This window comes from Azospirillum sp. UENF 312511 (genome assembly GCF_058780635.1).
Window position 1 is genome coordinate 1 of record NZ_JBSNCG010000001.1, and the last position, 21,481, is coordinate 21,481.

The window sequence follows — 21,481 nt, forward strand, 5'->3', positions numbered from 1 at the left end:
GGCGCTGAGCAACAGCGCGACGCCGACCCTGACCGGCACGGCGGAAGCGGACAGCACGGTGACCGTCACGGTGGGTGGGGCGACCTACACCACGACGGCGACCAACGGCACCTGGAGCCTCAACCTCGCCACGGCGACGCCGACCTCCGGATCGCTGAACCTCAACGCCAACGGCACGAACGCCGTCTCGGCCACCGCCACCGACGCGGCGGGCAACGTCTCCTCGGCCGGCACCCAGACGCTGACCATCGACACCACCGCGCCCAACGCGCCGGCGGTCACCAGCGCCGCGCTGACCAAGAACGCCACGCCAATCCTCACCGGCACCGCCGAGGCCGACAGCACGGTGACCGTCACGGTGGGCGGCGCCACCTACACCACCACCGCCACCAACGGCACGTGGAGCCTCAACCTCGCCACGGCCACGCCAGCCTCCGGCACGTTGAGCCTCAACGCCAACGGCAGCAACGCCGTCTCGGCCACCGCCACCGACGCGGCGGGCAACGTCTCCACGGCTGGCACCCAGACGCTGACCATCGACACCACCGCGCCCAACGCGCCGGCGGTGACCAGCGCCGCACTGAGCAACAGTGCCACCCCGACCATTGGCGGTACGGCCGAGACCGGCAGCACGGTGACCGTCACCATCGGCGGGGCGACCTACACCACAACGGCGACCAACGGCACCTGGAGCCTCAACCTCGCCACGGCCACGCCGGCCTCCGGCTCGTTGAGCCTGAACGCCAACGGCACCAACGCCGTCTCGGCGACGGCAACGGATGCGGCCGGCAACACGTCTACGGCTGGCACCCAGACGCTGACCATCGACACCACTGCGCCCAACGCGCCCACCGTTACGACGGCGCTGAGCAACAGCACGACGCCCACCCTCACCGGCGCGGCCGAGACCGGCAGCACGGTGACTGTCACCATCGGCGGGGCGGCCTACACCACGACGGCGACCAACGGCACCTGGAGCCTCAACCTCGCCACGGCCACCCCGACCTCCGGCTCGCTGAGCCTCAACGCCAACGGCACCAACGCCGTCTCTGCCACCGCCACTGACGCGGCGGGCAACGTCTCCACGGCCGGCACCCAGACGCTGACCATCGACACCACCCTGCCCGATGCTCCAACGGTGACCAGCGCGGCGCTGACCAAAAACGCCACGCCAATCCTTACCGGAACGGCGGAGGCCGACAGCACCGTCATCGTCACGGTGGGTGGGGCGACCTACACCACCACCGCCACCAACGGCAGCTGGAGCGTCAACCTCGCCACGGCGACGCCGACCTCCGGCTCGTTGAGCCTGAACGCCAACGGCACCAACGCCGTCTCGGCGACGGCAACGGATGCGGCCGGCAACACGTCTACGGCTGGCACCCAGACGCTGACCATCGACACCACTGCGCCCAACGCGCCCACCGTTACGACGGCGCTGAGCAACAGCACGACGCCCACCCTCACCGGCGCGGCCGAGACCGGCAGCACGGTGACTGTCACCATCGGCGGCGCCACCTACACCACCACCGCCACCAACGGCAGCTGGAGCCTCAACCTCGCCACGGCGACGCCGACCGCCGGCACGCTGAGCCTCAACCCCAACGGCACCAACGCCGTCTCGGCCACCGCCACCGACGCGGCGGGCAACACCTCCTCGGCCGGCACCCAGACGCTGACCATCGACACCACCCTCCCCGACGCGCCAACGGTGACCAGCGCCGCGCTGAGCAACAGCACGACGCCCACCCTCACCGGCACCGCCGAGGCGAATGCCACGGTGACCGTCACGGTGGGCGGCGCCACCTACACCACCACCGCCTCGGGGACCGGCGCCTGGAGCGTCAACCTCGCCACCGCCACTCCGACCGCCGGCTCGCTGAGCCTGAACCCCAACGGCACGAACGCCGTCTCGGCCACCGCCACCGACGCCTCGGGCAACGTCTCCGCGCCGGGTACCCAGACGCTGACCGTTGACACCACGGCCCCGACCGCCCCGACCGTCTCAACGGCGCTGAGCAACAGCACGACTCCGACCCTCACCGGCGCAGCCGAGACCGGCAGCACGGTGACCGTCACGGTGGGCGGAGCGACCTACACCACGACGGCGACCAACGGGACCTGGAGCGTCAACCTCGCCACGGCGACGCCGACCTCCGGTTCGCTGAGCCTCAACCCCAACGGCAGCAACGCCGTCTCGGCCACCGCCACCGACGCGGCGGGCAACGTCTCCACGGCCGGCACGCAAACGCTGACCATCGACACCACGGCACCCAACGCCCCGGCGGTGACCTCGGCGACGCTGACCAACAGCGCAACGCCCACCCTCACCGGCACGGCGGAAGCGGGCAGCACGGTGACCGTCACGGTGGGCGGCGCCACCTACACCACGACGGCGACCAACGGCAGCTGGTCGATCAACCTCGCCACGGCGACGCCGACCGCTGGATCGTTGAGCCTCAACGCCAACGGCACCAACGCCGTCTCGGCCACCGCCACCGACGCGGCGGGCAACACCTCCTCGGCCGGCACCCAGACGCTGACCATCGACACCACCCTGCCCGACGCCCCGACGGTGACCAGCGCCGCGCTGAGCAACAGCACCACACCCACCCTCACCGGCACCGCCGAGACCGGCAGCACGGTCACCGTCACGGTGGGCGGCGCCACCTACACCACCACCGCCACCAACGGGAGCTGGAGCGTCAACCTCGCCACCGCTACCCCGACCTCCGGGTCGCTGAGCCTGAACCCCAACGGCGCCAACACCGTCGCGGCCACCGCCACCGACGCCTCGGGCAACGTCTCCGCGCCGGGCACCCAGACGCTGACCATCGACACCACCCTGCCCGACGCCCCCACCGTCACCACCGCGCTCACCAACAGCACCACCCCCACCCTCACCGGCACCGCCGAGGCCAACGCCACGGTCACCGTCACGGTGGGCGGCGCCACCTACATCACCACCGCCTCGGGGAGCGGCACCTGGAGCCTCGACCTCGCCACCGCCACCCCGACCGCCGGCTCGCTCAGCCTCGACCCCAACGGCGCCAACCCCGTCGCGGCCACCGCCACCGACGCCGCCGGCAACGTGTCGAGCCCCGCCACCCACACGCTGACCGTCGACACCACCCCGCCGACGGCCAGCGTGCTGTTCGACGACGACAGCATCGACGCCATCGAGCAGTCCAGCACCGCCTTCACCATCAGCGGCGGCGAGGCCGGCGCCGCCTTCACCTGGACGATCACCTCCGCCGGCGGCGGCCAGGTCTCCGGCAGCGGCGTGATGAGCGGCCCGACCGCGCAGGTCGGCGGGCTCGACCTCTCCGGCCTGGGCGACGGCACGCTGACCCTGACGCTCGCCCTGACCGACCCGGCGGGCAACGCCTCGCTGCCCTTCACCGCGACGACGCAGAAGCTCACCGCCACCGTCGACAAGCCCGCCCCCGTCGCCCCGCCGCCGGTCGCCACCGTCGACGGCGCCACCGTCACCGGCGCGGTCACCACCAACGGCGACGGCAGCCGCACCACCACCGTGACCATCGAGGCCAGCACCGGCACCCGCGTCGAGGACACCAGCACCGCCAACCCCGACCTCGCCGACGTCCCGGTGGTGCGCGAGCAGGTGGTCGACGCGCAGACCGGCCAGGTCTCCACCCGGACCACGCTGACGGTCAGCGTCTCCACCGGCGTCGCCGTCACCGCCACCGGCGCCGCCGAGCGGCAGACCGCCGCCCAGGCGCTGACCGGGCTGACCGGGCTGATCGCCGCCATCGAGGCGCGCACCGACGAGGGCACCGCCGCGCGCGGCACCCTGACCGGCGGCGGTTCGGGCTTCCTCTCGGTGCTGTCGGCGCAGGCCCAGCTTCTGGTCCGCGCCATCGACTTCACCGCCCCCGGCGTGGCCGCCGGCCAGGCGGTGCAGACCAAGGTGACCGGCACCACGCTGGGCGGCACCGGCCCGACCAGCACGGCACCGACCGCGGTGGTGCTCAACACCACGGGCCTGGCCGGGCCGGTGACCATCCAGCTCGACAACGTCGAGTTCGCGGCGGTGGTCGGCAACGCCACGCTGATCGGTGGCGACGGCGAGCAGATCGTCTACGGCGACGACCACGAGCAGTACATGCATCTGGGCGAAGGCGACGACCTCCTGCACGGCGGCGGCGGCAACGACACGATCACCAGCGCCGGCGGCAACGACACGCTGTACGGCGACGAGGGCGACGACCTGGTGCACGGCGGCGAGGGCGACGACTGGCTGTTCGGCGGGTCGGGCAACGACCTGATCGGCGGCGGCACGGGCGACGACCGCGGCTTCGGCGGCGAGGGCGACGACGTGCTGTTCGGCGAGGAGGGCGACGACACGCTGACCGGCAATGAGGGCAACGACACGCTGAGCGGCGGGGCGGGCAACGACCTGCTGTTCGGCGAGGAGGGCGACGACCTTCTGTACGGCGACGAGGGCGACGACACGCTGAGCGGCGGGGACGGCAACGACACGGCGCTGGGCGGGTCGGGCAACGACCTGATCGCTCTGGGGTCGGGCAACGACCTGGGGCTGGGCGGCGAGGGCAACGACACGCTGTTTGGCGAGGAGGGCGACGACACGCTGTTCGGCGGGGCGGGCGACGACGTGCTGCACGGCGGGGCCGGCAACGACGTGCTGTTCGCCGACGGCGGGGCGGACACGCTGTGGGGCGGCGAGGGCGCGGACGTCTTCGCCTTCGGGCGCAACTCCGGCGGGTCGGTGGTGATGGACTTCGAGGTGGGGGTGGACCGCCTGGCCTTCTATGAGGCCGGCGTCGACCTCGGCGCGGTGATCCGCTCGGCGCGGGTGGAGGGCGGCAACACCACGCTCGACGTCGGCGGGGGCAACCGCATCACCATCCTCGGCCAGACCGGCAACGTCGCCGCCTGGTTCGGCTGAGCGGCGGCGCCGCAGCGCGCTCCGCAAACGAAAGGCGGGTGCCGGGGCCTTCGGGCTCCGGCACCCGCCTTTTTCTTTGCGGGCGGCCGGCGTGCGCGACCGGGAATGGCGCCATACCATCAAGCGGCGAGCGCGACCGTCCGCCCGCTTACCTTCGCAGGCATGAGCCTGCGGGGCCGCCGTCGCGGCTCCGTTCAGAATGAACCGCGCCGGGTTTCCCGGAGGCCGACTAGCACTACTTTGGCATTTTCTGGGTAACGGAGCGAAGCTGCGCCTGTTCTCGGGCTGAACCGCAAAGTTCGGCTGGAGGCGTTCATGTTGGAGGTGCGAAGCTGGGAAGCCGAGCTTTCGGACTGGCTGGAGCCTTTTCTGGAGGTGTTGGGGCACGCGGCGCGGCGGCGCTGGGCACCGATCTACCTCCGGGGACTGTTCGGGCGGACGGAGCGCAAGAGCATCCAGCCAATGGCGGCCGACCTGACGCCGGACGACTACGACCAGCTCCACAACTTCATCGCCAGCCGCGCCTGGGACAGCGCCGCGCTGGAGACGGTTCTGGCCGCCAAGGCCGATGCCCCGGTCGGCGGCCCGGACGCCGTGCTGATCATCGACGATGTCGCGCTGCCCAAGAAGGGCGAGCGCTCGGTCGGCGTTACCCACCAGTATTGTGGGGCTCTGGGCAAGCAGGCCACCTGCCAAGCGCTGGTTTCCCTGACCCTGGCGCGCGCCGAGGTGCCCGTCCCCGTCGCCTTGCGCCTGTTCCTGCCGGACGACTGGGCGGGCGACGCCCTGCGGTGCCGGCGCGCCGGCGTCCCGGAGGAGTGGGCGTGTACGCGGACCAAGCCGGCCATCGCTTTGACGGAACTGGACCGCCTGGGCGGCTTGGGCGTGCGTTTCGGCACCGTGCTCGCTGATGCCGGCTATGGCAATGGCGCGGCGTTCCGCAAAGGGCGGAGCGACCGTCACATGACCTGGGTCGTCGGCGTGCAAAGCAACCAATCGGTCTACGGCATGGCCGTTCGGGAAACATGGCCGGTGGCGACGCGCGGACGACCGCGCAAGCGCGGCATCGCCAGCGAGAAGCCGGTCGCCGCCCGCAGCTTTCTGAAGACGGCGTCCTGGCAGCGCCTCACGTGGCGCATCGGCACCAAGGGGCCGCTCGCGGCGGAGTTCGCCGCGGTGCGGGTCCGCGTCGCCGACGGGCCGCCGCAGGGCAACCGGACGCCGCTGCCCGGCGACGAGGTGTGGCTGATCGGGGAGCGCCGCGACAACGGGGATGCCAAGTACTACCTGAGCAATTTGCCGCCCGACACGACGCTGCCGGTTCTGGCCGCCCGGATCAAGGCGCGCTGGGTCTGCGAACAAGGGTACCAGCAAATGAAGGAGGAACTCGGGCTCGATCACTTCGAGGGACGGGGCTGGCATAGCCTGCACCACCATGCCGTGCTGGTGACGATCGCCTTGGCCTTCCTTCAGCACCAGCGCCTCGCCTTAGAGCCTGTTTGAGAACTAGCGCAGAACACAACATATAGTAGGTGGTCTGAGGTTATTTCCCTATATGCTGCGGATTTTCCGCATTCTCAAACGGGCTCTTAGCGCTGGAGGGGGGAAAAAGCGAGCCGCGCAGACCGCGGGCCGCCTCCGCAACCGACGCTCCCCGCCGTCCGTCAGGCCATTCTCGCGCAAATCCAGGCCACCGCACCCGTTCGATGTCCGTGCTGTCGGTCTTGGCTCATCCCGCACAGGCGCGAGTAGAACTGCCAAAGTAGTACTAGTACTACAGCCGGGATTATTGTGGGCGGCAGCTGGTGAGTAGTTTGGCATCCTGGAGGCGGGGGCCGACCATGACGACGGTTGCCGAAGCGATGGGTTGGAGCGGTGATCTTGACGCGCTGATGGAGCGCCTTTGTCCGCGGTTCAGCCGGGTGGAAGCGCGCCGACGGGCTCGCTCCTACGTGGCGGGGTTGCTGGCGCCGCTGGAGCGCAAGAACGGATGGCAACTGGCCGAGGCGGCGGGGGACGCCAGTCCGGACAGCGTGCAGGACTTTCTGGCGTGGATGCGCTGGGATGCCGACGCGGTGCGCGACGACCTCCGCACCTACGTGATCGAACACTTGGGGATCCGCAGGCCGTGCTGGTCCTCGACATAGCGCTGTTGGAGCGCGCGCTCGACGCCGGCGTGCCATGCGCGTGGGTCGTCGCCGACAGTGTCTATGGAGCTGACAGCGTTTTGCGCCAAGCCTTGGTCCGGCGCCGGGTCGGGTACGTGCTGGCGGTGACGAGCGGGCAGCGGCTGTTTCCGGGCACTGTGTGCGACTGGGTGGAAGAGGTGCCAGCCGACGGCTGGCACCGGCTCAGCGCCGGGACGGGCAGCAAAGGGCCACGGCTGTACGACCGGGCTCACCTGCCGTTTCGCGGCGCGCCAGAGGGCTGGCAGAAAGGGCTGCTGATCCGACGCCGCTTGGGGGATGGCGACCTGACCTTTTACTTCACCTTCGCCACGGGTGGGACCACGCTGGAGGAGCTGGTCCGGGTGGCCGGCACCCGCTGGATCATCGAGAGCGCCTTTGAGTTGGCCGAGGGCGAGGTCGGGCTCGACCAGTACGAGGTGCGCTCCTGGACCGGCTGGCACCGGCACATTACCCTGGCGATGCCCGCCCTGGCTTTCCTCACCGTCGTGCGCAAGACGGCCATCGCGGGGAGAGGACCCGGCCGGCTGGGGGGCGGATGGCCGCCCGCCGGACGCATCAACCTCGGCACCCATCAACCCGTCGCTCCGAAGAACCGTCGCCTTTCGCCCCTTCCTGACCGGCAAGCATGCGACGCACGACGAAGGCGACGGCAATCAGCATCAGAGCGGCCGTGCCGACGACACCGGTGAAGGCTTGGTCGAAGGCCGCCCGGGCCACGCCGATCACCTGCCCGGCCTGGGATGGTACCAGTCCTTCCGATAGAGCAAGGGCCTCATCAATGCTGTCGCGCACCTCGGGAGCAATCGCAATCCCGGGCGGCACGAGCATGGCCCGTGTGTAAAGCAGCGACATCAGGCTGCCCAGCAGCGCGATGCCGAGCGTTCCTCCCAACTCGTAGGAAACCTCCTCGACCGACGCCGCCATTCCGGCCCGGTCCTCGGGGGCCGAGAGCATGATGGCCGAGGACGCGGCCGTCATCGCGGCACCGCTCCCAAGCCCCATCACCGTGAGGGCCGCGATCCACAGCCCGGCCGAAACCGCCTCCATTCATGTACAAGATTTTGTCGAGCAAGCGAAACCATCAATTGTCCCCGGGCAACGTACCCGGACCAAGTGCCATCCGGTCGTGGAGGGACGATCCATCGATTGTGAAGATTGTGCAGAGACGGGGTTCCCCGGGGTCAAATGGGCGAACCGACCCGGCCTTGATGGAAGCTCCACGAAATCTGCACACAGCGATGGAAGGTTGACCGCCAAGCCGCTGCCTGCGTGGTGCGACGCAGCGGCCTTCCCTCAAGGACTCGATACAGATGACCACTGTTCTTTTGACCGGCGCCACGGGCTTCATCGGCGGCGCCACTCTCACTCACGGCCTCTCCCATGATTCGGATGGGCGTTGGATCTGTCTTGTGCGGGGTTGGCCGACCGTGACGCCGAGGGCGCGCAACGCCGCATATTCCTTCAGCGAGGCGATCACCGCGCCACGCAGGGTCTGGCCCGTCACGCCGACACCGACCAGAAGCGCCAGCAGCATGGAAAAGCCAAAGGAGGTGCCTGCGCCGGATTCTTCGAGCCAGAACAGGGCGGACGTCCTGGTCAAATCTTCCGGCGTCGCCACGCCGTAGGTCTGCATCCCACCGGCGGCCTCAAGCTCGCGCCGCACTTGTTCGACAGCGAAGCGGGGATCGAGCTTCAACAGAAAATACGGGGGCCCGCTGCTCGTCCAGTCCGCGTTGATCCGCCGGAGGGATTCGGGCATGAGATTGCTGCGGAATCCGCGAACGAATCCACCGACCGTTACGCGCTTTCCGGCAATCTCCGCGGTTCCGCCTATCGTTGCCCCCAGCTTGGCCGCGTCGGCCTGGTCCACCAACACCGTCTCGGGATTCGACAGGACCGCCAGCGTGTCTTCCGCAATGCCCTCAAGCCCGCGGAGCGCACCCGGTTGGATGGTGACGCCGACGATCATGACGTTCTGCCTCGCGCCATCCCCGGTCCGCCAGTCGGTGTATCCGAGGCTCATCTCGCGAATCTCCCGAACGGCGGGATGCGACCAGAACAGACCTTCGACACGGGCCGGAACGACGGTCGACTGGTCCCAACTCTGAATGTTCGGGGCGGTGATCCACAAATCCGCCTTGGACCGCGTGAGCGGGAGGGTGAAGGCGTCAAGCTGGCCCAGCAGCAATCCAACCTGGACCAGAATCAGCAGACCGGAGAAGGCCAGCGTCAGGATCGCCACGGCGACCCTCGTAGCTGGCGAGGAAGGCCAGCAGGGCCAAGCCGGTCACCAGGAGTGCGCCCCAAAGCACACGCGCGGATCCGAGCCGCGACAGCGCCGCCCCGGTCAAGCGACCGCTCCTCCGCGTCCGTAAAGGTGAGGCGGATCAGGAAACAGGGCGCTGGAAACGGTGGCCAGGATCAGCCATCGCGTGCCGGGGAACATGGGAAGCGTCCTTGGTGGTTATGGGGAACGAGGTGCTGCGTTGCGTCCGCCGGAGCATCGGATTCCTGGACCACGGGCGGAGGGTTGCGGCCGCAGATCATCGCGGTTCCGCCATAGAGGAAGCGGTGCAGATGCGGCATACGCCGCGCCCGCGCGGCCAGGGCCCTGGTGCCCTCGACATTGACGAGTTGGCAATGCTCCTGCGCACGGAAGGAGGTGTCGGCGGCGAGATGCAGGAGGTGGGTCACGGCGTCCAGACGGCGGTCTTCGAGGCTTGCCGGATCGGTGATGTCGCCGACGACGATCTCGACCCGCTGAATGGCCGCGCGGGCGGCATCGGCGCCCATGAAACGGGTCAGGTTTTCGACAAGCCGGGTGCGGGCTTGCGGTTCCCCCTTACTCCGCGCCATCGTTCTCGAGCAATCCCTCTGGGTCGCCCTCGTCGGCAACCTTTTGATGTTCCTCATCGCCGCCCTTCTCGGCGGGCTCGCCTGGTTCATGGGGATCCCGCTGGTGCTCACCTGGTGGCTCGGCGGCATCACGACCCTGTTCGTCACCGCCATCGCCTGCCTTTCGGGGCTGGTCGCCCTGTCGGTGCTGTACCGAAGCGAACCGGCCGATCTGCTGCGTTAGGAGAAACGCACCACCTGGGACAGTCTGGCCACCGCCTTCGAACGGTGCGACCCTCAAGGCGGCGCCCGTTGCTACAGCCGGTTCGACGACGGAGACTGGAAGACACTGCGGGCGCGTTTCCAAGCGGTCTTCGGCCTCAATCGGCCGATCGAGGTCGCCATGCTGCGGGCGATGCGCGCTTATTACCAGTTCAGCACACTCGGCGTCGTCTTTGCCAACGAGCGGCTGACCGCCGAGGGCTTTGCCTTGCCGCCGACGCTTTCGGACTATCTGGCCGCCTGCCTGTCCGCCCCGGCCAACCTCTCGATCGTCGACCAGTTCGCCGACGATCTCGGCATGTTCGACGAAGCCCCCGCGGTTCAGGAGGATTCGGTTCGGACGAATCCGGTGGCCGCATGACCGCGGCCGGCGCCTATGGGCTTCTTGCCGTCGCGATCCTGGCGGAGATCACCGCCACGATCGCGTTGAAAGCCGCGGATGGGATGACCCGGATCGGCCCGATGGTGATCGTCGCCATCGGCTATGCCCTGTCCTTCTGGCTGTTGTCGATGTCCCTTCAACGTTTCCCCATCTCGCTCGTCTATTCGGTCTGGGCAGGGTTCGGCATGGCCGGTGCCGCCATCGGCGGCTGGTGGCTGTTCGGCGAAGCCCTGGCCCCATCGGCGCTGTTCGGCATCGCCGTCATCGTTCTGGGTGTCTTCATCCTGGCAGGCGCTATGGAACCGCCCGCGGCTTGACCCAAACCCTCTGGTCCCGTGCTCCCCAGCGCCCCAGCTTCCGGCCGTCTTTCGCTACGCTGTCGGGCGCCAACTCCGGTGGACCAAGGACGGCCGGGTCAGCATCCGCTCGACCGTTGCGGTCTTGGTTGATAATGCCGGCGTACAATCATGCCCGCTCTATGGTGCGTCCCCTGACCAAAGAGGACGATATCCTGTTGCAAATCGGAAGGAACACGGGAGCGGCCTTCGGCGTGATGGAAGACGATGTGACCGGCATCGATGCGGACGGCGATGCCAGGCCTTAAGGGCACCGTCGGCTGACAAGTTACCAACAAATTTTCTCTCAAATAAATTCTTTCGAAACCCGGTCGCAAGACAGCCTAGACGATGGAACTTTTCCTTCTATTCGCCGGTTCTTGAATTGGGGAATTCCATTTGGAGGTTTCGTATCTTGAGACGATCGCCTCCTTGCCTCACCTTTCTATGGCTTTTGGCGTTTGAAGCGGCCGTCCCCGCTTTTCCGGCGCTGGGTCAGGAATCACAAACCCTGGCCAAGGCCATTCCCGCTCCGGCGGCCTCGCCGCCCGACGATGGCAATTGGGTGATGGCTGCCAAGAACTACGCCAGCACCCGCTACAGCGAACTGGACGAAATCGACACGAACACCGTTCGCGACCTCCAGGTCTTCTTCACCTTCTCCACCGGTGTCGTGCGCGGGCATGAGGCGGCACCGCTGGTGGTGAACGACACCATGTATGTGGTGACCCCCTATCCCAACAAACTCTACGCTCTCGACCTCACCAAGCCCGGCGCGCCCACCAAATGGACGTTCGAGCCGAAACCGGCCGCCTCCGCGCAGGGAGTCGCCTGCTGCGATTACGTGAACCGTGGGCCTGCCTTCGCCGACGGCCGGATCTTCATCAACACGCTGGACGCCCAGACCGTCGCCGTGGACGCGGAGACGGGTAGTGAAGTGTGGCGCACCAAGCTCGGCGACATCAACAAGGGCGAGACCATGACCATGGCGCCCCTGGTGGTGAAAGGGAAGGTGCTGGTCGGCAACGCGGGTGGGGAGTTCGGGGTGCGCGGCTGGATCACCGCGCTCGATGCCGGGACGGGCAAGATTGTCTGGCGTGCCTACAACACCGGCCCCGATAAGGACGTGTTGATCGGGGACGATTACAAACCCTTCTACGACAAGGAAAAGGGCAAGGACCTCGGCGTCGGCACATGGCCGCCCAACGCCTGGGAGATCGGCGGCGGCACGGTCTGGGGCTGGATCAGCTACGACCCCGAGCTTGACCTGATCTATCACGGCACTGGCAATCCCGGCCCCTGGAATCCGGAGCAGAGGCCCGGCGACAACAAATGGACCGGAGGCATCTTCGCCCGCAACCCCGACACCGGACAGGCCCGCTGGTTCTATCAGGCGGTGCCCCACGATCTGTACGACTACGACGGCATCAACGAGCTGATTTTGCTCGATATGCCCTGGCAGGGACAACCCCGCAAGGTGCTGATCCGGCCGGAGCGCAACGGCTATCTCTACGTCATCGACCGCAGCAGCGGTGAGGTGCTGGCCGCCGACCCCTATTTCCCGGCCAACAGCACCAAGGGCGTGGACCTGAAGACCGGCCTGATCGAATACAACGAGGAGAAGCATCCGCGCGTCGGCAAGGTGGTGCGGGACATCTGCCCGACCGCGCCGGGCGCAAAGGACTGGAACCCGTCCGCCTTCTCGCCGAAAACCGGGATCGTCTACATTCCGCACAACAATCTGTGCATGGATTGGGAAAGCGTCGAGGCGAACTACATTGCCGGCACGCCCTACGTCGGCGCCAACGTCAAGATGTACGCCGGCCCCGGCGGCCACCGCGGCACCTTCACCGCCTGGGACCCCGCCCAACGAAAAAAGGTGTGGGAACTCAAGGAGGACCTGCCGCTGTGGTCCGGTGCGCTGGCGACGGCCGGCGGCCTCGTCTTCTACGGAACCATGGACGGGTGGTTCAAGGCGGTGAACGCCGGCAGCGGGGAGCTGCTGTGGCAGTTCAAAACCGGGTCCGGGATCATCGGGCAGCCGATCAGCTATCGCGGGCCGGACGGGCGGCAATACATCGCGATCCTGTCGGGCGTGGGCGGCTGGGCCGGCGCCATCGTGGCCGGCGATCTCGACCCCCATGACGCCAGCGCCGCCAAGGGTTTCGTCAACGCCGTCTCCGACCTGCCGCAGCGGACCACCAAGGGAGGCATGCTCTATGTCTTCGCTCTCCCGCAACGCCGTTAGCCTCGCCCTGCTCGGCGTCCTGCTGCTCGCCGCCTGCGAGCGGGAGGAGCGCAGCTACCGTGGGGAGCCGGTGGGCGAGATCAAGCCCGGTGCCATCGTGCAGGGCACGCTCTACGCCGGCGCTCCCAGCCCACCTCCCCCGCAGAGGCGGGAATATGAGGACAACGCCTACCACGTCTCGGAAGGCAAGCGCCTGTTCGAATGGTTCAACTGCTCGGGCTGCCACGCGCACGGCGGCGGCGACATCGGACCGCCGCTGATGGACGAGGTGTGGATATACGGCGGGGAGTTGGAGAACATCGCCGCGACCATCGTCGAGGGGCGGCCCAACGGCATGCCGTCCTTCCGCAACAAGATCCCCGACCAGCAATTGTGGCAGATCGCCGCCTATGTCCGCTCCATGCAGCGCGAGGTCCGCAAGGACGTCGCGCCCGGCCGCGACGATCACATGGCCGTCACGCCGGGCGAGCAGAACCAGCCCGTGTCCCCACCGAAGCCGGGCGGCGTGGCCTCTCCGTCGTCGGAAGGACGCGGGCCATGAGAGGGGCGCCCGTTTCCTTGTTGAGACCGGGGAGGGTTGTTCCCTTCCTCGTCCTGACCGCCTGCTCCGGCCCGCAATCCATGCTGGACCCGGCGGGCGGGCAGGCCGCGCGGATCGGCGTGATGGGGTGGATTCTCCTCGCCGGCTGCGCCTTCGTCTACGCCGTCGTCCTGCTCTGGCTGCTGTGGGCGCTGACGCGGCGGCACCGCTGGGTGGAGCCGGGCGGAACCCTGCCGCGTCAGGCCGGGGGCGAGCGGCGGCTGACCAATGGGCTGGTCGCCTGGGTCGCCGGCACGGTGCTGATCCTGTTCGTCTTCGTCACGGCGAGCTACGCCGTGGACAAGAGCCTCACCCACCTCGCCAACCGGGAGGAGGTCGTCGTCGAGGTGGAGGGGAAGCAGTGGTGGTGGACCGTCCGCTATCCCGACGACGACCCCAGCCGCAGCATCACCACGGCCAACGAGATCCACCTGCCGGTCGGCGTGCCGGTGCGGGTCAAGCTGAAGGCGGCGGACGTCATCCACAGCCTGTGGATTCCGAACCTGCACGGCAAGATGGACCTGATCCCCGGCCGCGACAACGAACTGTTCCTGACCGCCGACCGCGAAGGGACCTTCCGCGGCCAGTGCGCGGAGTTCTGCGGGCTTCAGCACGCGCACATGGCGCTGGACGTAATCGTCCACTCCCGCACGGCGTTCGACGCCTGGAAGGAGGCGCAGCTGGCGCCCGCTCCTGCCCCCGCGGACGAGGCGCAGGCGCGTGGGCAGGCCCTGCTCCTCACCTCCGCCTGCACGATGTGCCATGGCATCCGCGGCACGCCGGCCTCGGCCTCCGTGGCGCCGGACCTGACGCATCTGGCAAGCCGGCGGAGCATCGCCGCGGGCGCCCTGCCGTACAACCGGGGCAACCTCGCCGGCTGGATCGCCGACCCGCAGCGCATCAAGCCCGGCAACCACATGCCGCTGGTGGGCGTGCCGCCATCGGACCTGCAGGCGCTCGTCGCCTACCTCGACAGCCTGAAGTGAAGGAGGGGCGTCATGGGTCCCAGGGATGGCGTCTCCTCCTCCGAACTCCGCGACGGCCCCTCCCTCGGTGAGGAGGACACCATGCGCCGGCTGGAGCGGACCTGGGGCACGCCGCCGGGGCTGTGGGGGTGGCTGACCACGGTGGACCACAAGCGGATCGGGCGGCGCTACATCACCACCGGCTTCGTCTTCTTCCTGGTGGGCGGTGTCCTCGCCCTGCTGATGCGGCTGCAACTGGCGCAGCCGGAGAACACGCTGGTCGGGCCGGACCGCTACAACCAGCTCTTCTCCATGCACGGCACGACGATGATGTTCCTGTTCGCCGTGCCGATCATGGAGGCGATGGCGGTCTATCTCGTGCCGCTGATGGTGGGAACGCGCAACATCGCCTTTCCGCGGCTGAACGCCTTTAGCTACTGGGTGTACCTGTTCGGCGGGGTGATGATCGTCGTCGCCTTCCTGATGAACACGGGACCGGAGACCGGCTGGTTCAGCTACGTGCCGCTGGCCGGTCCGGAATATTCGCCCGGCAAGCGCACCGACTTCTGGGCGCAGATGATCACCTTCACCGAAGTGGCGGCCCTGGCCGTCGCCGTGGAGATCATCGTCACCGTCTTCAAGATGCGCGCGCCGGGCATGGGCCTGAACCGCATCCCGCTGTTCGTCTGGTCGATGCTGGTGACCTCCTTCATGGTCATCTTCGCCATGCCCGCGGTGATGCTGGCCAGCAGCTTCCTGATCATGGACCGGCTGGTCAGCACGCAATTCTTCAACCCGGCGGAAGGCGGCGACCCGCTGCTGTGGCAGCACCTGTTCTGGTTCTTCGGCCATCCGGAGGTCTACATCATCTTCCTGCCGGCGCTCGGCATGGTGTCGAGCATCGTCGCCGCCATGGCGCGGCGGCCGGTGTTCGGGCATGTGCCCATGGTGCTGGCGCTGGTCGCCACCGCCTTTCTCGGCTTCGGGCTGTGGGTCCACCACATGTTCGCGACCGGCCTGCCGCACCTCGCCAGCGGCTATTTCACGGCGGCGAGCATGATGATCGCCATCCCCAGCGGCATCCAGATCTTCTGCTGGATCGCCACCCTGTGGGACGGCCGGCCGCAATGGACGGTGCCGCTGCTCTTCATCGTGGGCTTCATCGTCATCTTCGTGCTGGGCGGGCTGACCGGCGTCATGCAGGCCTCCGTCCCCTTCGACCTCCAGGTGCACGACAGCTATTTCGTCGTGGCGCATTTCCATTACGTGCTGATCGGCGGGGCGGTCTTCCCGCTGTTCGGCGCCTTCTATTTCTGGTTTCCCAAGATCACCGGCCGGATGCTGGGAGAGCGGTTGGGGCGGTGGAATTTCTGGCTGTTCTTCGTCGGCTTCAACGTCACCTTCTTCCCCATGCATCTGCTGGGCATGATGGGCATGCCGCGCCGCGTCTACACCTACCCGGCGGAGCTGGGCTGGACGGGCCTGAACCTGACGGCCACGCTCGGCGCACTGCTGATCGCGGCCAGCGTGGCGCTGTTCCTCGTCAACGTGCTGGTCAGCCTGCGCGCCGGCCGCATCGCGGGCCCGAACCCGTGGAACGCCGGCACGCTGGAATGGGCGACCGCCTCGCCGCCGCCCAGCTACAACTTCGCCCATATACCCGTCGTGGAGGGGCTGGAGCCGCTGTGGGACAGGGCCGGACCGCTCGGCATGGTCCACGGCCTGCGGGTGGAGGAGCGCGAGGTGCTGCTGACCACCGTCCTGGACGCGCATCCCGACCTGCGCGAACCCTCGCCGCGTCCGACCATCTGGCCGCTGCTGTCCGCCCTGGCGGTGACGGTGCTGTTCATCGGCTCGATCTTCACGCCATGGGCGCTGGTCTGGGGGGCGGTGCCGCTGGCGGTCGGGCTGGTCGGCTGGTTCTGGCCGAAGCGGCGCCACGCCCCTCCGGAACCGGTGGTGGAATCATGAGCGAGAGGCACTTCGTCCGGGACGTGTCCGACCTGCCCACCCACGGCCATGGGCCGAGCACCCTGACCTGGTGGGGCACGATGGGCTTCATGCTGATCGAGGGCTTCGCCTTCGTGCTGGCCGGCTTCACCTATCTCTACATCATGATGCAGTTCCGGCATTGGCCGCCGGGCATGCCCCCGCCCGATTTGACCTGGGGCACGCTGATGACCGCCGCCCTCCTGCTGAGCCTGATCCCCAACGTCTGGGCCAAGCGGGTGGCTGAGGCGTCGGACCTGCGCGGCACGCGCCGCGCCGTGCTGGCGATGCTGGCGGTCGGTCTCGTCACCCTGGGCATCCGCTGGTTCGAGTTCACGGTGCTGAACGCGCTGTGGGACAGCAACGCCTACGGCTCCATCCTCTGGACGATCCTCGGCCTGCACACCGTTCACCTGCTGACCGACGTGGGCGACACGGCGGTGCTGGCCGTCCTGATGTTCACCAGGCACGGCAAGGACCCCCGGCGCATGGGCGACGTCACCGACAACGCCCTGTATTGGAACTTCGTGGTCGGCGCCTGGGTTCCCATCTACGCACTGCTCTACCTCGTCCCACGGTTCGCGTGAGGAGATGCCATGCCGTCCGCCGAGCACAGCACACGGCGTTTCGGCATCTGGGCCGGGCTTGCCACCGGCCCGGTGGCCGCCTTCCTGCAACAGCAGGGGGGCAGCGCCCTCGTGCCCTGGACCTGCGCGCAGAGCAGCGGCTGGCCGGCGGTGGCGCTGGGACTGCTGCTGGCTGCGGCCACGGCGGTCGCCGGATTCGTCTCCTGGCGCGCCCGCCCGCCTGGGAAAGGGCGGGCTTGGGACTCCGATCCCGGCAACCGCCGTTTCGTCGCGGGGCTCAGCGCCGGAACCGCCGCCTTCTTCATCCTGGTGATTCTGGCGCAGGCGCTCGCGGCCGTGTTCCTGACGGGATGCGAGCGATGATCGCGACCCTCTCCTTGCGTTCCGTCACTGTGGTGTCCGCGCTGCTGGCGCTGAGCGCCGCCGGGATCGCCGCCTATGCCTGGGAGGACCAGCGGTGGGAGCTGGAACGGCGGGCCGCGGACCTCACCGGCGGCTCCCCGTCCGCGGGGCGGGAGGCGGTGCTGCGCTACGGCTGCGGGTCCTGCCACAGCATTCCGGGCGTGCATCGGGCCAACGGCCTCGTCGGTCCGCCGCTCGGCGGCATCGCCAACCGGGTCTATGTGGCGGGGGTGCTTCAGAACACCCCGGACAATCTGGTCCTGTGGCTCCGCGATCCGCAGGGCGTTGACCCGAAAACCGCCATGCCGTCCCTGGACGTGAGCGAGGACGACGCGCGGCACATCGCGGCCTTTCTCTACACCTTGAAATGAGGGGGCTGGGGATGTTCCGGACGGCCCTTGCGCTGTGCCTGCTGCTCACGGGACCCGCCGGCGCGGGCCCCATTGAGGAACTGCGCGTCTGCGCCGATCCGAACAACCTTCCCTTCTCCAACGAGCGCCGCGAGGGGTTCGAGAACAGGATCGTGGAGCTTCTGGCCGCCGACCTCGGCGTTCCGGTCGCCTACACATGGTGGCCGCAGCGGCGCGGCTTCATCCGCAACACGCTGAAGGAAGGGCTGTGCGACCTCATCCCCGGCGTGCCGAGCGGCCTGGAGATGGTGTCCACCACAGCCCCCTATTACCGCTCCGGCTATGTGTTCGTCGCGAGGGCGCAAGGCGGGCCGGTCATAACCTCGTTCGACGATCCGCGCCTGCGGAGCCTGCGCATCGGCGTGCAGATGATCGGCGACGACTTCGCCAACACGCCGCCGGCGCACGCGCTGACGCGGCGGGGCATCATCGACAACGTGCGCGGCTACATGGTTTACGGCGACTACAGCCGTGACGACGGGGCGGCGGGCATCGTGGAGGCGGTGGCCAGCGGGGCCGTAGACGTCGCCATCGTCTGGGGACCGGTCGCCGGTTACCACGCCGGCCGTCAGCCGGTTCCACTGGCCCTCACCCCGGTCGCACCGCCCGCCGAAGGCCCGCTGTTTCCCATGGCCTTCGACATCTCCATGGGGCTGCGGCGCGGTGACCGGGCGTTCCATGACCTTGTCAGCGGTGCGCTGGAGCGGAACCGCGCGGCCATCGACGCCATTCTCGCCGATTTTGGCGTTCCCCGTTTGGAGCCGCCTCGGACCGAGCATTGAGCCGACGCGCGGCTCTGGTGCACGGAGGCGTGAGGGAGGAGCGCTGGCTTGGTTCCTTGATCGTCAGGCGGCGCGGACGGATTCCGGGCGTCCGAGGGCGAGCATGCGGTCGAGGGCGTGGACAGCAATCTGAGTTTCGCCCCGCGGCACCGGGCGGTTCAACGCAGCCGCATGGCAAGCCGTCGTCTGGGCGATCTCACCCAAGCCGTTTTCCGCACGGCGCGCGCCACGCTGCGGCCGCTGAAAGCCCGTCTGTAAAATCTGGGTACCCAGAGCCGCCGCGTGCACCCGCCTGATGGTGTTCAGTGACGGTGAGTGGCGCCGGGTGACGCAGGGAGGCCAAACCTATCGCTCGTGGCACAAGTTGCACCCGATCATGGCTCCCGCCACCGGCGTGCCGACCAGCACGTCCCACTCGCGTTCGGGGTGTGCGGCTTCCACGCCGTCACCTCACGGATCAGGCCGTCGTCGTGCGAAAGCGCTTCCGGTAATCAGCCGGATTGATGCCGAGATTGCGGACAAACGCCCGCCTCATGGAGTTGGCGTCACCAAACCCACAAATATATGCCACCCGCTGGAGCGGCGTGGAGGAATCGACCAGCATCCGGCGTGCCGCGTCGAGCCGCGCCGCTTCCACGAAATCGGCCGGAGGGCGGCCGACATCGCGCTTGAACACCCTGGCAAAATTCCGCGAACTCATGCCGGCCTGGGATGCCAAGGCCTCCACGGACAGATCGGCGGAAAGGTTGTCCAGCACATACTCCTGAATCCTCTGGATTCCGGTACGGCTCGACACCTGGGCGGCGAGATGGGCGCTGAATTGCGACTGCCCGCCCGGCCGCTTCAGAAACATCACCATATAGCGCGCGACCAGCAGCGTCAGCTCCCGCCCGTGATCCTCCTCCAGCAGGGAGAGCGCCAAGTCAATGCCGGAGGTGACGCCGGCGGCGGTGGAGATGTTGCCGTCGCGAATGAAGATCTGGTCCGCATCGACCGTCAGGGTCGGGAACTCCGCGCGAAGCTTGTCGGCGCATTCCCAATGGGTGGTAACACGGCGACCATCGAGCAGCCCGGTGGCCGCCAGCAGGAACACACCCGTGCAGATCGACCCGTAGCGGCGGACTTCGGGCGCGCGGCGCCTGAGCCAGTCGATCACCGCCGGATCGATGGCGCTGAACGAGGGGTCACCGGCAATCAGCAACGTGTCGATCGGTTGATCGGGGTCGTGGATGGTTCGGTCGGCGAGGAACCGCAGGCTGCCGGTCCCGCAAACCGGCCCCTCCGCGGTGCCCATCACTTGCACCTCGTAGGCCTTCGGATCGCCGAGGCGGCGCGCCGCTTCCCAGAACACCTCCGCCGGCCCCACCACATCCAACGCCTGAACCCCGGGAGGGGCGAGAAGCACAATCCGCATGAAAGACGCTCTTCCTGCAATCGGGCAGCCAACGGGCACAGCCGCCCGATTGTATTTGGCATGCCAACTATCAGGCAAGAGCCGGGCTGCGGAGCGTGGTGACGCGAAGCAGCGGATTGCCGGCGTCCAGCCGGCCCAGCGCCCGCAGAAGCCCGCAACTGATCGCCGGTTCGCACAGCACGACCGGCAGATAGGCGGCGGCGAAGACCGCCCAATCCGCGAACGGCGTCGCCCGCTCGCCCAGCATCAGCCAGAAGCCGACCATGGCGACCACGCCGCTGTAATAGACGGCGTCGAAGCGCAGCACCGACGACCAGCGGATCGCGGCCAGTCCACCGGATTCCAGCAGGCGCTTTCCACCCATGGCGTGTGCGGCAACCAGCGGCACCATCAGCGACAGCGAATTCACGGCGAGATGCGCGAGATCCTGCGGCTCGAACAGCAGGGCCTGCAGCGTCAGGCCAATGCCGAACCCGAACAGGGTCGCGGGAAATCCGAAAATGAAATAGATGGCCGAGGCGCCGATGAAGTGCAGTTCCGACGGGCCGACCGGCTGGTGCCAAAACTCCATGAAGACCGAGAAGAAGATGGCCGCCAGGAGCGCCTTGCCCCATTCGAGAGGCCGGCGCAGGAAGGCCGGAGCGTGCGAGGCGACAAGGCTGAGCGCGGCCGCGTTGGCGCCGACGATCTTCGCGGCGGACAGCATGCCGGGTTCAATGTGCATGGACGTCTCCCGATGTTCGGATGGTGGTATCAGGCCGGCCGCGTGTCGGCAGGCGCAGTCGCGGTGACCGTGGCAAGGCGGGCCGACAATTCGTCGGGCGTCGCGAGGCCGGATTGAAGGATGGTCGCTTCCAGGGCGCTCAACCACTGTTCGTAGTAGTTCCAGGAGGGGCCGTCGGGGGCCTGGGTCCGCTCCCAGTCGCCGATGGCGGCGATCAGGTTCTGGCGGAAATCCTCCCACTCGAAATGGCCCTCCCGGGCCAACGCGAGCGCCACCCCGAAGGCCGACCGCTCCCACTCCTCCGCGAAGCAGAGGGTGCCGTTGGCGCGGGGCGGGGAATCCTCGGCCCCGGCCATGCTGGTCAGGGCGAAATGTTCGAAGCGGGTCAGCATGCCCGTTCCTCCTGACGATGTTGTGGGGCCGGTTC

The 21,481-nt window shown here is 68.3% G+C and carries 18 protein-coding genes and 2 pseudogenes; 14 read left to right on the forward strand and 6 right to left on the reverse strand.

Going from position 1 to position 21,481, the window contains the following annotated elements:
* The 3 genes and pseudogenes from ACWPN7_RS00005 to ACWPN7_RS00015 all read left to right on the forward strand — a co-directional run.
* Window positions 1-4,930: beta strand repeat-containing protein (locus ACWPN7_RS00005; protein WP_492273079.1), on the forward strand; the 4,930-nt coding region annotated here is incomplete at its 5' end.
* 315 nt (window positions 4,931-5,245) lie between these two features.
* Window positions 5,246-6,418 (forward strand): annotated as a pseudogene (locus tag ACWPN7_RS00010) (IS701 family transposase); the annotation flags it as partial.
* A gap of 353 nt (window positions 6,419-6,771) precedes the next feature.
* A pseudogene (locus ACWPN7_RS00015) lies at window positions 6,772-7,643 on the forward strand (IS701 family transposase); the annotation flags it as partial.
* A 31-nt stretch (window positions 7,644-7,674) separates the two neighbouring features.
* On the opposite strand, the gene ACWPN7_RS00020 reads toward ACWPN7_RS00015, so the two are convergent.
* From ACWPN7_RS00020 to ACWPN7_RS00030, 3 genes are all read right to left on the reverse strand, one after another.
* Entirely contained in the window at window positions 7,675-8,166 is a 492-nt protein-coding gene (locus tag ACWPN7_RS00020) for an MFS transporter (protein WP_451992974.1), read from the reverse strand.
* Between the two features lie 319 nt (window positions 8,167-8,485).
* Window positions 8,486-9,361 (reverse strand): ABC transporter permease, encoded by an 876-nt coding sequence (locus tag ACWPN7_RS00025; protein WP_459198150.1) that lies wholly within the window; start codon window positions 9,359-9,361, stop codon window positions 8,486-8,488.
* 179 nt (window positions 9,362-9,540) lie between these two features.
* Entirely contained in the window at window positions 9,541-9,975 is a 435-nt protein-coding gene (locus ACWPN7_RS00030; RefSeq protein WP_451992970.1) for an SDR family oxidoreductase, read from the reverse strand.
* A 46-nt stretch (window positions 9,976-10,021) separates the two neighbouring features.
* Here ACWPN7_RS00030 and ACWPN7_RS00035 point away from each other — a divergent pair, with 46 nt between their 5' ends.
* The 11 genes from ACWPN7_RS00035 to ACWPN7_RS00085 all read left to right on the forward strand — a co-directional run bounded on the left by ACWPN7_RS00035 (window position 10,022) and on the right by ACWPN7_RS00085 (window position 18,916).
* Window positions 10,022-10,198 (forward strand): hypothetical protein, encoded by a 177-nt coding sequence (locus ACWPN7_RS00035; protein WP_451992968.1) that lies wholly within the window; start codon window positions 10,022-10,024, stop codon window positions 10,196-10,198.
* A 159-nt stretch (window positions 10,199-10,357) separates the two neighbouring features.
* A complete protein-coding gene (locus ACWPN7_RS00040) occupies window positions 10,358-10,597 on the forward strand; it encodes a hypothetical protein (protein WP_451992966.1) in 240 nt (79 codons plus the stop codon).
* Window positions 10,594-10,935 (forward strand): DMT family transporter, encoded by a 342-nt coding sequence (locus ACWPN7_RS00045; RefSeq protein ID WP_349621846.1) that lies wholly within the window; start codon window positions 10,594-10,596, stop codon window positions 10,933-10,935. Before ACWPN7_RS00040 ends, ACWPN7_RS00045 begins: the two co-directional genes overlap by 4 nt.
* 472 nt (window positions 10,936-11,407) lie before the next feature.
* Complete coding sequence (locus ACWPN7_RS00050; protein WP_459198152.1) at window positions 11,408-13,201, forward strand: methanol/ethanol family PQQ-dependent dehydrogenase; 1,794 nt, start codon at window positions 11,408-11,410, stop codon at window positions 13,199-13,201.
* Entirely contained in the window at window positions 13,173-13,742 is a 570-nt protein-coding gene (locus tag ACWPN7_RS00055; RefSeq protein WP_456526639.1) for a c-type cytochrome, read from the forward strand. The genes ACWPN7_RS00050 and ACWPN7_RS00055 overlap by 29 nt, the downstream gene beginning before the upstream one ends.
* Window positions 13,739-14,767 (forward strand): cytochrome c oxidase subunit II, encoded by a 1,029-nt coding sequence (coxB, locus tag ACWPN7_RS00060; RefSeq protein ID WP_459198153.1) that lies wholly within the window; start codon window positions 13,739-13,741, stop codon window positions 14,765-14,767. The genes ACWPN7_RS00055 and coxB overlap by 4 nt, the downstream gene beginning before the upstream one ends.
* A 12-nt stretch (window positions 14,768-14,779) precedes the next feature.
* A complete protein-coding gene (gene ctaD / locus ACWPN7_RS00065) occupies window positions 14,780-16,717 on the forward strand; it encodes a cytochrome c oxidase subunit I (RefSeq protein ID WP_459198154.1) in 1,938 nt (645 codons plus the stop codon).
* The gene (locus ACWPN7_RS00070) at window positions 16,714-17,322 is read left to right on the forward strand and encodes a cytochrome c oxidase subunit 3 (protein ID WP_103041611.1); all 609 of its coding nucleotides are present in this window, start codon (window positions 16,714-16,716) and stop codon (window positions 17,320-17,322) included. The genes ctaD and ACWPN7_RS00070 overlap by 4 nt, the downstream gene beginning before the upstream one ends.
* Window positions 17,323-17,331: 9 nt before the next feature.
* The gene (locus ACWPN7_RS00075; protein WP_459198155.1) at window positions 17,332-17,685 is read left to right on the forward strand and encodes a hypothetical protein; all 354 of its coding nucleotides are present in this window, start codon (window positions 17,332-17,334) and stop codon (window positions 17,683-17,685) included.
* The gene (locus tag ACWPN7_RS00080; RefSeq protein WP_459198156.1) at window positions 17,682-18,095 is read left to right on the forward strand and encodes a c-type cytochrome; all 414 of its coding nucleotides are present in this window, start codon (window positions 17,682-17,684) and stop codon (window positions 18,093-18,095) included. Before ACWPN7_RS00075 ends, ACWPN7_RS00080 begins: the two co-directional genes overlap by 4 nt.
* Window positions 18,096-18,106: 11 nt before the next feature.
* On the forward strand, window positions 18,107-18,916 hold the full coding sequence (locus ACWPN7_RS00085; RefSeq protein ID WP_040133785.1) for a substrate-binding domain-containing protein: 810 nt from the start codon (window positions 18,107-18,109) through the stop codon (window positions 18,914-18,916).
* A gap of 457 nt (window positions 18,917-19,373) precedes the next feature.
* Here the strand turns inward: ACWPN7_RS00085 and ACWPN7_RS00090 are convergent, their stop codons facing one another.
* The 3 genes from ACWPN7_RS00090 to ACWPN7_RS00100 form a co-directional block, all read right to left on the reverse strand.
* The gene (locus tag ACWPN7_RS00090) at window positions 19,374-20,330 is read right to left on the reverse strand and encodes a GlxA family transcriptional regulator (RefSeq protein WP_459198157.1); all 957 of its coding nucleotides are present in this window, start codon (window positions 20,328-20,330) and stop codon (window positions 19,374-19,376) included.
* A gap of 70 nt (window positions 20,331-20,400) precedes the next feature.
* Window positions 20,401-21,054 (reverse strand): energy-coupling factor ABC transporter permease, encoded by a 654-nt coding sequence (locus ACWPN7_RS00095; RefSeq protein ID WP_349621854.1) that lies wholly within the window; start codon window positions 21,052-21,054, stop codon window positions 20,401-20,403.
* A 29-nt stretch (window positions 21,055-21,083) separates the two neighbouring features.
* Window positions 21,084-21,446 (reverse strand): nitrile hydratase accessory protein, encoded by a 363-nt coding sequence (locus tag ACWPN7_RS00100; RefSeq protein WP_200474739.1) that lies wholly within the window; start codon window positions 21,444-21,446, stop codon window positions 21,084-21,086.
* Window positions 21,447-21,481 lie beyond the last annotated feature (35 nt).

Excerpts from the sequence above, each read along its gene's own strand:
- ctaD (WP_459198154.1), top strand. The coding sequence starts at position 14,780 with ATGGGTCCCAGGGATGGCGTCTCCTCCTCCGAACTCCGCGACGGCCCC.
- ACWPN7_RS00035 (WP_451992968.1), top strand. The coding sequence starts at position 10,022 with ATGTTCCTCATCGCCGCCCTTCTCGGCGGGCTCGCCTGGTTCATGGGG.
- ACWPN7_RS00090 (WP_459198157.1), bottom strand. The coding sequence starts at position 20,330 with ATGCGGATTGTGCTTCTCGCCCCTCCCGGGGTTCAGGCGTTGGATGTG.
- ACWPN7_RS00100 (WP_200474739.1), bottom strand. The coding sequence starts at position 21,446 with ATGCTGACCCGCTTCGAACATTTCGCCCTGACCAGCATGGCCGGGGCC.
- ACWPN7_RS00040 (WP_451992966.1), top strand. The coding sequence starts at position 10,358 with ATGCTGCGGGCGATGCGCGCTTATTACCAGTTCAGCACACTCGGCGTC.
- ACWPN7_RS00085 (WP_040133785.1), top strand. The coding sequence starts at position 18,107 with ATGTTCCGGACGGCCCTTGCGCTGTGCCTGCTGCTCACGGGACCCGCC.
- ACWPN7_RS00055 (WP_456526639.1), top strand. The coding sequence starts at position 13,173 with ATGTCTTCGCTCTCCCGCAACGCCGTTAGCCTCGCCCTGCTCGGCGTC.
- ACWPN7_RS00070 (WP_103041611.1), top strand. The coding sequence starts at position 16,714 with ATGAGCGAGAGGCACTTCGTCCGGGACGTGTCCGACCTGCCCACCCAC.
- ACWPN7_RS00020 (WP_451992974.1), bottom strand. The coding sequence starts at position 8,166 with ATGGAGGCGGTTTCGGCCGGGCTGTGGATCGCGGCCCTCACGGTGATG.
- ACWPN7_RS00095 (WP_349621854.1), bottom strand. The coding sequence starts at position 21,054 with ATGCACATTGAACCCGGCATGCTGTCCGCCGCGAAGATCGTCGGCGCC.
- coxB (WP_459198153.1), top strand. The coding sequence starts at position 13,739 with ATGAGAGGGGCGCCCGTTTCCTTGTTGAGACCGGGGAGGGTTGTTCCC.
- ACWPN7_RS00030 (WP_451992970.1), bottom strand. The coding sequence starts at position 9,975 with ATGGCGCGGAGTAAGGGGGAACCGCAAGCCCGCACCCGGCTTGTCGAA.
- ACWPN7_RS00075 (WP_459198155.1), top strand. The coding sequence starts at position 17,332 with ATGCCGTCCGCCGAGCACAGCACACGGCGTTTCGGCATCTGGGCCGGG.
- ACWPN7_RS00045 (WP_349621846.1), top strand. The coding sequence starts at position 10,594 with ATGACCGCGGCCGGCGCCTATGGGCTTCTTGCCGTCGCGATCCTGGCG.
- ACWPN7_RS00080 (WP_459198156.1), top strand. The coding sequence starts at position 17,682 with ATGATCGCGACCCTCTCCTTGCGTTCCGTCACTGTGGTGTCCGCGCTG.